Origin of the sequence: Chryseobacterium sp. G0162 (assembly GCF_003815715.1) — a bacterium.
In the GTDB taxonomy this organism is placed as follows: Bacteria; Bacteroidota; Bacteroidia; order Flavobacteriales; family Weeksellaceae; genus Chryseobacterium.
The window spans coordinates 4945931-4960769 of sequence record NZ_CP033922.1 but is presented as its reverse complement, the minus strand read 5'-3'; the positions used below and the strand labels follow the sequence as shown (position 1 = coordinate 4960769).

9 protein-coding genes are annotated in these 14839 nt (G+C 36.1%); 7 read left to right on the top strand and 2 right to left on the bottom strand.

Annotated features, from left to right (window positions below):
- Nucleotides 1-87 precede the first annotated feature (87 nt).
- On the bottom strand, nt 88-1293 hold the full coding sequence (locus EG344_RS22180) for a CynX/NimT family MFS transporter (RefSeq protein WP_228412801.1): 1206 nt from the start codon (nt 1291-1293) through the stop codon (nt 88-90).
- 71 nt (nt 1294-1364) lie between these two features.
- On the opposite strand from EG344_RS22180, the gene EG344_RS22175 reads away from it, so the two are divergent.
- On the top strand, nt 1365-2171 hold the full coding sequence (locus tag EG344_RS22175; protein WP_123911468.1) for an AraC family transcriptional regulator: 807 nt from the start codon (nt 1365-1367) through the stop codon (nt 2169-2171).
- A gap of 276 nt (nt 2172-2447) precedes the next feature.
- Here EG344_RS22175 and EG344_RS22170 read toward each other — a convergent pair whose 3' ends face one another.
- Nucleotides 2448-3797: an MATE family efflux transporter gene (locus tag EG344_RS22170; protein WP_123911467.1), complete on the bottom strand. Its 1350-nt coding sequence runs from the start codon at nt 3795-3797 to the stop codon at nt 2448-2450.
- A 416-nt stretch (nt 3798-4213) separates the two neighbouring features.
- Here EG344_RS22170 and EG344_RS22165 point away from each other — a divergent pair, with 416 nt between their 5' ends.
- The 6 genes from EG344_RS22165 to EG344_RS22140 all read left to right on the top strand — a co-directional run bounded on the left by EG344_RS22165 (nt 4214) and on the right by EG344_RS22140 (nt 14790).
- Nucleotides 4214-4819 carry a hypothetical protein gene (locus EG344_RS22165; RefSeq protein ID WP_123911466.1) on the top strand — a complete coding sequence of 202 codons (606 nt, stop codon included), beginning with the start codon at nt 4214-4216 and terminating at the stop codon, nt 4817-4819.
- A 269-nt stretch (nt 4820-5088) separates the two neighbouring features.
- A complete protein-coding gene (locus EG344_RS22160; RefSeq protein WP_123855882.1) occupies nt 5089-5421 on the top strand; it encodes a hypothetical protein in 333 nt (110 codons plus the stop codon).
- A gap of 291 nt (nt 5422-5712) precedes the next feature.
- Entirely contained in the window at nt 5713-10050 is a 4338-nt protein-coding gene (locus EG344_RS22155; RefSeq protein ID WP_123911465.1) for a CusA/CzcA family heavy metal efflux RND transporter, read from the top strand.
- A gap of 7 nt (nt 10051-10057) precedes the next feature.
- Nucleotides 10058-11209 (top strand): efflux RND transporter periplasmic adaptor subunit, encoded by a 1152-nt coding sequence (locus EG344_RS22150; RefSeq protein ID WP_123911464.1) that lies wholly within the window; start codon nt 10058-10060, stop codon nt 11207-11209.
- A 438-nt stretch (nt 11210-11647) separates the two neighbouring features.
- Nucleotides 11648-13459, top strand: coding sequence for a hypothetical protein (locus tag EG344_RS22145; RefSeq protein WP_123911463.1), 1812 nt, complete (start codon nt 11648-11650; stop codon nt 13457-13459).
- 386 nt (nt 13460-13845) lie between these two features.
- Entirely contained in the window at nt 13846-14790 is a 945-nt protein-coding gene (locus tag EG344_RS22140) for an aldo/keto reductase (protein ID WP_123911462.1), read from the top strand.
- Nucleotides 14791-14839: the final 49 nt, after the last annotated feature.

Here is a 14839-nt window from a genome sequence, read left to right as displayed (position 1 = left end):
TCCTTTTTAAAACTGGGTTTTCAATAAAAAATGAGGCTTTTCAAATAGAAAAAGCCTCATTTTATTTACAATTAAAACTAAGAACAATTAATCCTCTACACATTTATTTCTCGCAGCCCTCAATCCAAAGTAAAGCATAATCAATACTGCAATGCTCAGAAAATAGAATGAAGTATTCCAGGAAACATCCCAATCATGCAGCTTCCCAAATACCGGAGGCCCGAATGCAGCAATCAGATAACCTACTGACTGTGCCATTCCTGAAATTTTCACTGCATTGATGCTGCTTTTCGTTCTTGTAGAGAAAAACAGAATGGATAAACTGAAAGACAATCCATTGGAAATCCCGATAATGACAGCATTTACATAGATCCATTGAGATTTCAGAAAGACAAACATCATGGTACTTCCAAACATTAGAGCACATATAAACAGAATCATAATTCTTTGATCCTTCATTTTGCTGGCGATGATCGGGCAGCAGAAGGTGATAGGAATCATAGTGATCTGAATGACAAAAAGGACCCATCCCGAACTTTCACCCGGCATATTGTAATCTGTAAGAAATGAAGGTAACCAGGCAACCATACAGTAATAAAACAAGGATTGTAATCCCATAAAAATACTGATATTCCATGCTTGGGAAGACTTAAACATATTAAAATCAGAAGTTGCCAAAGCCGTTTTAGGCTGGTTAGAATTCTTTTTGTTAAATAAAATTTCAAGAATCAATACGACAAATCCAAGTGCGGCAATCACCAGCCATATACCCAGAGAGCCACGCCATCCAAATCCGGTCCATTCACCGATTCTCACACTAAAACCGGAAGCCAAAGCAGCTGTAAGGTTCATAGAAACAGCAAAAATTCCTGTCATTAAACCAATTTGTTTCGGAAAATTATTCTTAACATATCCGGGAGTCACTACATTTCCGATACAAATTCCCAAACCGATAAATACCGAGCCAACAAACAACAGCCAAAGTGAGCCTGAAATTCTCAGAAATAATCCAAAACTTAAAATAATTAATGAATACATCAACAGTTTGCTGATTCCAAACTTATTAGAAAACCTGCTCACCAAAACCGAACAGACGGCAAACATAAAAAGTGGAATAGAGGTTAAAAGACTTACCTGGAAATTATCCAGCTTCAAAGCATCTCTTACATCTCCCAGGACCGGGGATACAGCGACAATAGGCGACCGAAGATTGCTGGAAATTAATATAACCACCAACACATTCAGAAACATTAAAACATAAGAAGCATTCTTTTTGACTTCGTTCTTCATCATAGTAAAAACTTTTGTACAAAATTAGTATAGTAATTTTGTTTAATTTTGCCAAAGTTTTAACCTGAAACGACATGAATGCTAACGACAGTATAAAAATAGATGACCTTAATAAACCCTATTTTGTATGGTTTGAAGAAAACTGGATTCATGATAATGTTCTCCATCAGCATGAAAAGGGCCAATTGGTATACGTAGAAAGCGGATTTCAGTATATCACCATTGAAGAACGTATTTATCTTCTTCCTCAAAACCATGCAGCCTGGATACCTCCGAATGCCATTCATAAAACTAATTCCCATTCTGAAAAGATCAAACTGATGATTATGTTTGCAGACACAGATCAGAAAAATTCATTTTATGATGAGGTGAACGCATTTTCAGTTCCTTCCGTATTGAGAGAAATGATAAAGTATGCTGAAAAATGGTCCAAGCTGATGAAAAAAGATGCGGATGAAATGGTATTTTTAAAAGCATTATTTAATGAGCTTCCTCATTTTGTAGAACATTCCCTGAAACTTCATCTCTGCCTGCCTAAAGATAAACGCTTAGAAAAAGTCATTGAACACCTTCATCATTTTTACAACACAGAAATTAAAATAGAAGGGCTGGGAGAGTTGGCATTGCTCTCTTCCCGAAGTCTGGAGCGCATATTTAAAAAGGAAACCGGTCTCACCTTGAGTAAATATCAGCAAATGCTCCGTATCATTAAAAGCCTTGAACTTTTGAGTTCAGGAAATCTGACCATTTCAGAAACAGCTTATGAAGTAGGGTATAAGAGTGTACAGGCTTACACTAGAAGTTTCCAGGCGGTGATGCAGTTCAGACCTACAGATTTTATGAAAAACATTAACTTAGGTATAGGAAAAGGGATTTATTAACAATTAAAAATCACTGTATTCATCTATGGTAAGGTATTAGAAAATTATTTTATAATAAATAATTCCCCTTTTGTCCATTTATCATATCAATAGTATATTCTTTATTATATAGCTTATAAAAGCAAAAAGGCCCCCAGTACTGGAGACCTTAAAAAAACACAAATGATGAAAAAAAATTATTTCGATTCACAAATATAAGCAAAATTTATATTATGCAGCGCATCGTATGTGCTTTTTAATTAAAAATTATTTATTTTAATTAAAAATTATCATTCATTAATAGATACTGGTTTTTCTTAACATTTTGAAATTTAACCCTATCATATAAATGACTCCACCAAACACAATCCATTCTATAATAGCACTTACAACATAAATACTTCGGATTCCATACAACATTGGTATAATAAGAAGGGCAGGAATATATAATACCAGTTGTCTTAAGATACTGATTACGGTAGCAGGTCGGGCATTTTCTACAGAAGGAAACCAGACCATTGCCATAAAAATAAATGGTAAAGCTGGTAAAACGCTCATATAAATCCTGAAATCAGTTAGCTGGCTTGGCTGAAAAGATACATTGGGAATCATTACAGACAATACCTCTGATGGACAGAACATCACAAAAAGCCAGAAAGGAATCAAAATGATAAGCCCTGTAAAAGAGAAAAGACGGTATGCCTTGATGCTTCTCTCATATTTTTCGGCTCCGAAATTCATGCCTGATACAGGCTGCAAAGCTCTCATCAATCCCCAAAGTGGAGTATTTAAAAGAATATAAAACCGGTTGACTGCCGTAAAAAAGGTGATATCTGTATCTTTTCCATATTTGGCAATTACATTGAAGACTACAATATTCTGAACCACAATCATAACCATCATGATAAACCCGGGCATTCCCAGGGAAAGAGCTTCCCTTATAATGGCTTTGTCATACTTTAAGGACCAAAATCGGGTAACAAAAGAAGCCTTTCCGGATGCATAATACCAAACCCCTAGTACCGTATAGATCATCATGGAGATATTGGTAGCCCAAGCTGCACCGCTTACTCCACCACCAAAAGAATCAATAAATAAAGGCTTTAATGCCACATCTACAATCAGACCTACGGCAATCATCCAGGCAGCAGTTTTCATTTTTCCTTCTGCGCGGATCAACATGTTCAGTGCCAGCCCATGAATCCAGAAAAAGCTTCCAAGAATGGTGGCTCTGAAATATTCCACCCCTAACGTTAGAATTTCGCCTCTTCCTCCCATCATATACACCAGATCTTTGGCGAAAATATAACAGGGAATTGTAATGACAACAGAAAAGAGCAGGGTAAGAAAATTAACGGTTCCCATAGCTTTGCTTAGTTTATCCTTTTCACCTGCACCAATCCAAATACTTACGGCAGCTCCTAAACCTGTACCAATCAAGGTCCCAAATCCCTGGGCAAATTGTGCCAGGGGATAGGCGACGCCTACTGCTGCCAAAGCTGTATTGCTAATTAAATGACCTACAAAAATTCCGTCAAGAAAATTATTCAATCCATAAAGTACCATTGCAATAACTGCCGGCCAGGACATCTGCCACATTACTTTATGCATTTTTCCGTTTAAAATAAGCTGTTTCTGTTGTTCCATTGTTGATTATAAATGAGTTGAATAGAGTGCATAATATAAAGGAAGCCAGAGCTAGGAAGAAGGAAATTATAAGGTATAAAAACCATTAAATCTACATTACTCATTATCAACAAAAATAATCTCAAACTTCTTTCTTCTGACTTCCCATGAACACTCACTTTAACAATTAAATTAGTGATATTTATCTATGTAAGAATTATTCTCAATAACTTTAAACAAACTTAGTCTTCAAAATTCTAACTCGAGATCCCTAAGACGGAATAAAAACTCCGCAAAAAGGAATATTGATTAATTAAGTATAAACTCAGCAAGTATTAAAGCGAAAATTTTTAACACTTTAAGCATTTATTTACTCCATTGTGATTCTACTCATAAAATAAAATGGATAAATTCTTTTAATTTGAATAAAAAGAAGTATGAAGCCAAAACAGATTAAAGGGGTTCCCAATCAGCAATCAGGTGGCTTTCATGATACAGAAAGTTATGCAAAATTTGACCCTGAATTCCTTTCATTGAAATTTGAGATATTAAAAACAAGGTTTTTCTCAATTAATCAATGGAAAAGTTATTGTGGAGAAGCATTTGCTGCTTTTAAACTCTATGATCTCAAAGGTATTCCGGTTGAACGGGAGCCACAAAAAGGGGACTTTGTAAGAATTAATATTCCGGGACCCGGAGAAATGGAAGCCAAAGGATTTGACTGGGTCGAAATTACCGATATCTGTTATTTTGAAGATACTTATTCTGAAAGTATTCTAATGACCTGCCGGCCTTCTCAGAACCCTACCCAAAAAAGTAGTCATATTGCTCACTTTTATAGCTCAAAAGCCACTTCTACATTCATGATTCAAAGAAATGCCACTTATTTAAAAGCCGCTGTGTACGGACGGAATGAATCACCCAATTTTAACGCTACCTTTATTGATATCAGCAGGAACCTAATGATTGCAATAGGAGGTATGATGGGAGTTGCTAAAATTCAATGGAAACAACTCACTGATGGATTGCTAGATTTTGATTGAATTTTCACTTAAAATACGAGCGAAAACAATAATGGATTAAGCCCGAGAATATTTTCCATTAATGAGATTTGTTTTGCTGCCATCCGGTAAACTTTATCACTTTTTGATCCTTCCCAAAAGTTTATTCAGACCGTAGAAGATTTTGGAATACAGATAAAAGACCCAAAAACCTCTTTATTAAACAAAAATTAATCTTCTTGTCTTTTCTCAGGAAAAATTTAAGCCTTATATTTGCAGGGATGTTAAAATGGTTCTCCATAATATGTTCAATGATGTATGTACTGGCTACCACCAATGCGGGGGAAGTATTGAAGGTGCCTATGTTTGTAGAACATTTTATAGAATATGAAGGGAATCTTTCGGAATTCGTCATGGAACATTATGACAACCATAAAAAAGATGCTGACTGGGATCTGGATCAGAAGCTACCATTTATCAATCCTCCCATTGTATTGACAGTACATGCCCAGCTTCCTGATTACACCTTTGAAATCAAAAAACCTAAAGAAATCAGAATTCCTCAAAAAAATAGCATTTATCAGGAAAAGGATTTCTCAAACCTTTACCTTTCCAATATTTTCCAGCCTCCACGGCTTTCTTAATTGATGTTGAAGTAAAAATGAATACTTTAAGTTTTACTTAAGGTAATCAATTGTTATTGTTTATCAATCAATTTTGTAGTACAATATTATTCTGCTTGTTTTTTTAATAAAAAGTACAATTAGAGTTGTGAAATTCTTTGATTTTACTCTTTTGCAAACTTTTTATCTGGTATTATTTTAAGCTTAAGTAAACATTCTAAAGTATTTAATAGCTTTTGTAACTTTTGTGGTTCAGATACAAAATATAAGCAGTTTATAAAAGACTACAGATTTACCCATTAATAATTTTTCATGTTAAACAAAATTATTGAGTTTTCTGTAAAGAATAAACTCATCATTGCTCTGTTCACCATAGGCTTAGTCCTTTTCGGAGTATATGAAACCACTAAACTACCTATTGACGCTCAGCCTGATATCACCAATAATCAGGTACAGATTATCACCACCGCACCGTCTTATGGAGCCGCAGACATTGAGCGTCTGGTAACATTCCCCATCGAGCAGGCAACCAGTAACATCAGTGGAATCACCGAGCTTAGAAGCCTTTCCAGATTCGGGTTGTCGCTGGTCACTGTAGTTTTCGATGATAATACCGATGTGTATTGGGCCCGCCAACAAGTTCAGGAACGTCTACAGCTCGTTCAGGATAATATTCCGGACGGAATTGGAAAGCCCGAACTAGGACCTATTTCTACAGGATTGGGAGAAATCTTCCAATATGTGGTAAGGGCCAAGAAAGGCTATGAAAATGTGTATGACGAAACAGAACTGAGAACTATTCAGGACTGGGTTGTGAGAAGACAGTTATTAGGAACCAAAGGAGTGGCAGATGTCAGCAGTTTCGGGGGAAAACTGAAACAGTATGAAATTGCTATTAATCCTAATAAGCTTCAGGCTTTTAATATCAATATCAATGATGTTTTTGCCGCTTTGGAAAAGAATAACCAAAATACAGGAGGAGCTTATATTGAAAAGAAGGAAACGGTTCTTTTTATCCGCAGTGAAGGTCTTTTGGGAACAGCAGAAGATATTGGAAGTATTCAGGTAGCAGAAACCAAAGAAGGAATTCCGGTTCACATTAAAGACGTAGCGTCTGTAAAAATCGGATATGCGACAAGGTATGGTGCTATGACCTATAACGATACCGGAGAAGTATCCGGAGCCATTGTATTGATGCTTAAAGGAGAAAATGCTAACGAGGTAATAGGCAATATTAAACAAAGACTAGAGAAAATCCAGGAATCTCTGCCTGAAGGTGTTGTAATTGAGCCTTTCCTTGACCGCGCTAAAATGGTTAATAATACCATCAGTACAGTAAAAACCAACCTGATGGAAGGGGCCCTGATTGTAGTCTTCATTCTTGTTTTATTCCTTGGGAACTTCAGAGCCGGATTATTGGTTGCTTCCGTAATTCCTTTAGCCATGCTGTTTGCCATTATTATGATGAATATCTTTGGTGTTGGAGGTAACCTGATGAGTCTTGGAGCGCTAGACTTCGGTCTTATTGTAGATGGAGCAGTTATCATTGTGGAAGCCGTTCTGCATCAATTGGCTCATAAAAAGCATTTTGGAAAAGACAATATATTAAGCAAAAAAGAAATGGATGGGCAGGTTTCCAGTTCAGCCACCAAAATGGTTAACAGTGCTGTTTTCGGGCAGATCATTATTCTTATTGTGTACCTTCCGATCTTTACTCTACAGGGAATTGAAGGAAAAATGTTTAAACCAATGGCCCAAACCGTAGCATTTGCACTTATTGGAGCGTTTATTCTTTCCCTTACTTATATTCCTATGATGAGCTCATTGGTATTAAGCAGAAAGAAAAAGGAAAAGGACAATATTTCCGATAGAGTAATGGCTAAAGTAGAATCAGGACACCAAAAGTTCCTGATGAAAGCATTGAAATACAGAAAAACAATCATTCTGGGAGTTCTTGTGCTTTTTGCAGGTGCTGTTTTCACATTGTCAAGAATGGGTGGAGAATTTATCCCATCGCTGGAAGAAGGAGATTTTGCTGTTGAGATGAGAATTCTTCAAGGTAGTAATATCAATGAGACCAAAAAAATAACGACGCAGGCTTCCGGTATTCTTTTAAAACAGTTTCCAGAAGTACAAAAGATTGTTGTAAAGATCGGAAGCGCAGAAATTCCAACAGAACCAATGCCAATGGATGCGGGAGATATGATTATTGTTTTAAAGCCTAAAAAAGAATGGACTTCTGCAAAATCATTCCCTGAACTTTCGGAAAAGATGAGCAAGGCATTACGTGTCATTCCCGGATTAACAACAAGTTTCCAGTTCCCTGTACAAATGCGTTTTAATGAATTGATGACAGGAGCCAGACAGGATATAGTTTGTAAAATTTACGGGGAAGATCTTGACAGTCTTACTACATATGCCAAAAAACTGGGAAGTATCATTAATACGGTAAAAGGAGCTCAGGATCTTTATATAGAGCCCGTTGAAGGAGCTCCACAGGTAGTTATTGATTACAACCGTTCTGAATTATCAAGATACAATATTTCTGTTGCCGAGATCAACAGAGTGATCAATATGGCTTTTGCAGGACAAACTGCCGGAGCATTGTATGAAGGAGAGAAAAAGTTTGACATCGTTGTTCGTATGGATAATGATTATAAAAAAGATATTACCAGCATCCAAAATCTATTGGTTCCGACAGCTTCCGGAGAGCAGGTGCCCTTATCCCAACTGGCGAAAGTAGAACTTAAAGACAGTCCGAACCAGATCCAGAGAGAAGATACCAAAAGAAGAATCATCATTGGATTTAATGCCAGAGATAGAGATGTGCAGAGTATTGTGGAAGAACTTCAGCAAAAAGTAGGAAAAAACCTGAAATTCTCGCCAGGATATACCATTGCTTATGGAGGAACTTTTGAAAACTTAAACGAAGCCAAAGCAAGATTAGGAATTGCTGTTCCTATTTCTTTAGTCATGATTTTCTTACTGTTATTCTTTGCATTTGGATCTGTAAAACACAGTTTATTAATCTACACTGCCATTCCGCTATCAGCCATTGGAGGGGTGTATTTTCTCGCCCTGAGAGGAATGCCTTTCAGCATCAGTGCCGGGGTTGGATTCATTGCCTTATTTGGGGTAGCTGTACTTAACGGAATTGTTTTGATATCAGAGTTTAACCGTTTAAAAAAGAATGGAATAACCAATACCAGCAGAATTGTACTAATGGGAACAAGAATCAGACTTCGTCCGGTTCTGATGACTGCCTTTGTAGCTTCATTAGGATTTCTGCCAATGGCTATCAGCAATGGAGCAGGAGCTGAAGTACAAAGACCTTTGGCTACAGTAGTAATTGGTGGATTGATGTTGGCCACCCTTTTAACCTTATTTGTTCTCCCAATCCTTTACGTCTTATTTGAACATATTAATAAAGATAAAATGAAATTCTCTAAAAAAATACACTATAAAAAACTGTCTGTTTTCTTACTATTCGTTTCTTTCGGTAGTCTTCAGGCTCAGGAAAACATAACGTTTGAACAGGCACTGGAAAAGGCATATCAACAAAACGGAACGCTTAAAAGTTCAAAACTCATCACTCATTATCAGGAGAAACTGAAAGCCAGTTATCTTGACCTTCCACAGCTGGAAGTTACAGGAGCAATCGGGCAGATTCAGGGAGAAGAGACCGACAATTCATTTGGAATTTCACAAAGATTCAGCTTTCCAACTGTTTATTCGAAAAGAAAGCAGATGCTGGATGCGGAATGGACAGCAAGTATTATCAGTCAGAACCTTACAAAAACACAGCTCACCAAAGAGGTTACAGATGTTTTCTATAGAATTTTAGTCCTTCAGGAAAAGAAAAAAGTATTGGAATACATCAGTCAGCTATACTCCAATTTTGCAGATAAGGCTGGTTTAAGATTAAAGAAAGGAGAAGCCAACATTCTAGAAGAATCCACCGCAGAAATTCAAAAAGAACAGGTAAAAGTACAACTGAACTCCCTTGAAAATGATCTGAATATTGCAAAACTTCAGCTTCAGTTGCTCCTGCAGTCTGATATTACCTATCAACCCGTTGCCAATAAACCCACAATGGATGTAGGACTTCAGATTTCAGAGGAAATGGTAAAACAACACCCTGAACTGAAGTATCTGCAACAGCAGATCAAAGTAGGAGAGGCTGAAGTACAGCTTGAAAAGAGCAGACTGCTTCCTGAACTTTTGATTGGCTACACCAATCAGAGTATGAAAAACATTAACAATAACCGTTTTAATTCTGTACAGGTTGGAGTAGGAATTCCATTGTTTACCAAAGGTCAGAGAGCTTTAGCCAAAGCCGCACAGGCAAAAATTGCTATTTCTGAAAATCAATACCAAAGAAAAGAAATTGAACTTAAAAACAGATTGGGACAACAACTCAGTAACTATATAAATCAGCAGAGGATCATTGAAAATTACGAGCAAAAACAGCTTCCAAAATCTGAAACGATCTTAAAAACAGCGCAAAAGCAGATGGATGTAGGAGAAATTGATTATTTAAACTGGGTAATACTGGTGAATCAAGCCGTCAAGACCAAGGCAGATTACATCGACAGCCTGGAAAGACTGAATCAGATCGGAGCAGAACTTAATTTCTTAATTTCAAAATAACAGCGTCATGCAATTCAAAATAATATCAATATACAGCCTGGCTTTAGTATTTGCTTTATCATCCTGTTCAGGCAAAAAAGAAGAGGAAAAAACAGTCTACGAAAATACAAAATTTGCAAAGGGAGAGGAGAACACGGTTCATCTCACCAATCAGCAAATTCAGTCTGTAGGAATTTCGATTACATCTCTTCAGGACAGGAACATGGAGAAACTGGTACGTCTGAATGGGAAAGCAGAGATAGCCCCATCTCATATCAGCTCTGTTTCAAGCATTATGGGCGGACATATCAAAGCGATCAATGTCATTAATGGAAGCCGCTTCAGCAAAGGTCAGGTACTGGCAATTGTAGAAGATCCGCAATTCATACAACTTCAACAGGATTATCTGGTAACCAAAGCACAACTTGATGCTGCAAGACTCAACTTTAACCGCCAGAAAGACCTTAATACAAGCAAAGCAAGCAGTGATAAAACGCTACAAACCGCTCAGGCAGATTATTCAACTCTCAATGCCACTTTAAGAGGTCTTGAAGAAAAACTAAGGATCATCGGAATCAATGCGAAAGGTTTGAATACAGGAAATATAAGAAGTAAAATTAATGTTTATGCGCCATTCAGTGGTTTTGTAAGCAAAATTCTGGTCAATAACGGGCAATATATTAACCCCGCAGATACCTTATTTGAGCTAATTAATCCGGCTGGATTGCTTCTGGAATTAAAGGTATTTGAAAACGATGTTAATGATATAAAAGTAGGACAGGAGATTCTGGTTTATAATAATCAAAATCCTGATATGAAGTCCAATGCTAAAATTGTAAGTGTAGTTCCAAGTATTGAAAATGGAGGTTCTGCAACGGCTGTAGCTAAGTTATCATCTGTTAACTCTGAATTTGTAAAAGGAATGTACGTCAATGCCGAAGTCAATATCAGCAGCCGATATACCCAAGGACTTCCCAATGATGCTGTAGTTTCTTTTGAAAATAAAAATTATGTTTTTGAAGACCTTGGAAAATCAAAATATAAGATGATTCCTGTAGTCACCGGAATTTCAGACGACCAGTTTACAGAAGTTTTAAAAGCAGATTTCTTACAAGGTAAAAAGATTGTACAGAAAGGAGCGTATAGCCTTCTGATGATGCTGAAGAATAAGGCAGAGTAATGGCTTACTATCCATACATTTAATCGAAAAGGTTTTGTTTACTAAGTAAATGAAACCTTTTTTTATATTAATACCGTACTAGATTTTACTGATTACGCGGATGATTGTCATGTTTTTATCACCACGAATTCACGAATAATTTTAATTTATGTGTAAACTCTATGTGGCTATGGGGTAAAAATTAAATTATTATTTAAACCACATAGTCACATAGAATATTGTAGTAGGAAAAGTGGCTAAAAAAACTGTTTGGATAAAGTCTATAATATTTATGCATTTTTGAAGAAAATAACACCCTGATAAAATGATTTTTAGCATATTTTCAATATTACAGATGCTATTTAATGCATAATTAATTAAAAAAACAATACTTTTAAGCAGTGAATTAGTTGAAAGAATTTTTAGTTGCATTAAGTAAAGAACTTTTATTGAAACATAATGACAACTAAACCGTTACACAATTTCCATATTCCGGTAATGGGATTGGCTTATACCATAGACAGCCCGATCCGCGTTGCACAATATGGAATTTCTTCTGTGATTTCCATCATTGACGATGAAATTCTGGAAAAAATGAAAAACTTTTACAACAAAAAGTTTAATCTTGATTATTCTGGAATTTCAACAAAAACAGAGGATTACAGAGCCAAAAGAATTACTGCTTATCTGGACATGGTAGATGATATCGTGAATGAAAAATTCGAAGCTTTCAAACAGGAAATCAGTAAAAATAAAGAGGCACTGAAAGACTTTGTGGCCATGTTACCCAATACTTCAGATCTGAAAAACAGTCTTCAAAACCTTATTGTACAAAAAGATAACTGGAGTGACAGTATCAAACACTTTATTGAAACAAATCTGCTACCCGGAAGTATTGATGTCAATATCATGACAAAAGTTGATAAAGACAACTATAAAAAGAACGAGCAACTTCCTGTAATGTACAATGATGCTCATGCTTCGCTGCGTGGATTTGCAAAGAGTAAATTATCTTCCTCAATGGTTCTTTCGGCAGGAATGAATCCCCGTCTGTACAGTTACATGGAAGAATTTGATGATTTTTTCCCTGATGAAAACGGAATTCTGAAAAAGAAAATCATTCTTAAAGTAAGTGATTTCCGCTCTGCGATGATTCAGGGAAATTTTCTGGCTAAAAAAGGCTTATGGGTTTCAGAATACAGAATAGAATCAGGATTAAACTGCGGAGGCCATGCATTTGCTACAGAAGGAATGCTTTTGGGACCTATTATGGAAGAATTCAGACAGAAAAAGAATGATCTGATCCAGTCTGCTCATTCATTAATGATAAGTGCATTAGAGCAAAAAGGCAAACCTGTTGTCTCCAAACCTTTAGAAATGAAAATTACCGTACAGGGAGGTGTAGGTACTTCTGAAGAACATGATTTTTTATTGTCCAATTATGACGTAGACAGTGTGGGATGGGGCTCTCCATTTTTATTAGTTCCTGAAGCCACTTCTGTAGATACCGAGACCAGAAATCTTCTTTTAAATGCTAAGGAAAATGATTTTTACCTAAGCCAAATTTCACCTTTGGGTGTTCCTTTCAACACTATAAAAGGAACTTCTAACGAATTATTAAAACAGCAGAAAGAAGCCAAAGGAAGGTATGGAAGCTCATGTCCAAAGAAATTATTAGCATTAAGCAAAGAATATTCTCCTGAAGGCACCTGTACTGCTTCTAAGAAATATCAGGATATGAAGTTGAACGAACTTTATCATCAGAAAGAAACACTTTCTACAGAAGAGTTTGAAAAGAAAAAAACTGAAATTACAGATAAAGCCTGTCTTTGTGTAGGACTTGTAAACGCTGCTTACATGGAACAGGGAATAGAGATTAAGGGCGAAAAGCAAGGTGTTGTCATCTGTCCGGGACCCAATATTGCCTTTTTTGATAAAGAAGTTTCTCTTTCGGAAATGGTAAAACATATTTATGGCAATACCAATATTCTGCCTGATAACAACCGTCCTAATATGTTCATCAATGAACTGAAAATGTATGTAGAGTATCTGAAAAAGGAAATCGAAAACACTTCCATACAAATTACCCAGTCTCAAACAAAGAAATGGAATGCATTCAAAAAGAATATGCTGGAGGGAGTAGAATATTATCAAAACCTATTCAACACATCTGCATTCTTTAAACAAGGATTACAAACGATTAATCTTCAATTACAGGAATACAGACAAATTCTGATAGCACTTGAAATTCCTCAGATTGAAAAGCAATAGATTATCTCGCAGATAGTTTGAAAAATACACCACAATGAATGGATTAATTATTTTATTTACTTGAATTAGCTTGCATAACTCTATGTCTCTATGTGGTTTTAAAAATTTAACCACAAAGTCACATAGAATTAGTACGAAAAGAATACTAGAGTTATCTTGTGTAAAAAAAATACACAATACAGATAAAACTTGTGCCTTTACGTTAATCCAACAATTACAGCAGAAACAGTCTTCTATAAGACTGTTTTTTTATTATCGCATTCTGCAAAATAAATGAGGAATCATCGGCTTTTTCATTTATAATAACTATAGAGCATATGGCTATTTTGAATAGTGATGAAGAATAATATTTGCTACCTTAGATTTCAGTTAGTAAAATTATTTTTATGGAAAAAAGAAAGATCAAAAACACGGATTTAGAAGTAGCTCCTATTAATTTCGGAGGAAATGTTTTCGGATGGACACTGGACGAAAAACAATCCTTTGATATCCTGGATCAGTTTACAGCAGCCGGATTCAATTTTGTAGATACCGCAGACACCTATTCATGGTGGGTAAACGGAAGAGGTGGACAATCTGAAGAGATCATCGGAAAATGGATGAAAAGCCGTAACAACCGTAAGGATATTGTTCTGGCTACCAAAGTAGGTTCTGAGACGAAGGAGCATGGCTACGATATCAGTAAAAAACATATTTTAAGGTCTGTAGATGAGTCTCTGCAAAGACTTCAAACTGATCATATTGATCTTTATTATACGCATTTTGACGATCATACCACTCCGGTAGAAGAAACACTTTCTGCCTATGATGAAATTATCAAAGCTGGAAAAGTACGTTATATCGCAGCATCTAACCTTTCTCCTGAACGTTTAAAAGCATCCTTTGAAGCCTCTGAAAAGAATAACCTTCCTAAATATGTTGCATTACAACCCCATTATAATTTATTGGAAAGAGAAGGTTTTGAAAAAAACTATGCTCCTTTAGTTGAACAATTTGATCTGAGTGTATTTCCTTATTGGTCACTGGCAGCAGGATTCTTAACCGGGAAATATCGTGATGAAGCAGATCTTGCCAAAAGTGCACGAGGAGAAGGGATAAGAAAATATTTAAATCCAAAAGGAACAGAAGTGTTAAAAGCACTGGATCAGGTGAGTGAAAAACATCATAGCAATCAGGGGACAGTGGCTTTAGCATGGCTGTTATCCAATCCATTGATTACTGCACCTATTGTAAGTGCTACCAGTTCTTCACAACTTGAAACGTTATTCAACGCTCCGAAACTTACTTTAGATCAGGAAGATATTGACTTGCTTAATAAAGTGAGCCATTAATTTTTAAACTTCATTATTAGATTAAAAAATCCGTTCAGTATTTGAACGG

Bases quoted from the DNA above. Each gene is read 5' to 3' on its own strand.
- EG344_RS22180 (WP_228412801.1), bottom strand. From the start codon at position 1,293: ATGATGAAGAACGAAGTCAAAAAGAATGCTTCTTATGTTTTAATGTTT.
- EG344_RS22175 (WP_123911468.1), top strand. From the start codon at position 1,365: ATGAATGCTAACGACAGTATAAAAATAGATGACCTTAATAAACCCTAT.
- EG344_RS22170 (WP_123911467.1), bottom strand. From the start codon at position 3,797: ATGGAACAACAGAAACAGCTTATTTTAAACGGAAAAATGCATAAAGTA.
- EG344_RS22165 (WP_123911466.1), top strand. From the start codon at position 4,214: ATGAAGCCAAAACAGATTAAAGGGGTTCCCAATCAGCAATCAGGTGGC.
- EG344_RS22160 (WP_123855882.1), top strand. From the start codon at position 5,089: ATGATGTATGTACTGGCTACCACCAATGCGGGGGAAGTATTGAAGGTG.
- EG344_RS22155 (WP_123911465.1), top strand. From the start codon at position 5,713: ATGTTAAACAAAATTATTGAGTTTTCTGTAAAGAATAAACTCATCATT.
- EG344_RS22150 (WP_123911464.1), top strand. From the start codon at position 10,058: ATGCAATTCAAAATAATATCAATATACAGCCTGGCTTTAGTATTTGCT.
- EG344_RS22145 (WP_123911463.1), top strand. From the start codon at position 11,648: ATGACAACTAAACCGTTACACAATTTCCATATTCCGGTAATGGGATTG.
- EG344_RS22140 (WP_123911462.1), top strand. From the start codon at position 13,846: ATGGAAAAAAGAAAGATCAAAAACACGGATTTAGAAGTAGCTCCTATT.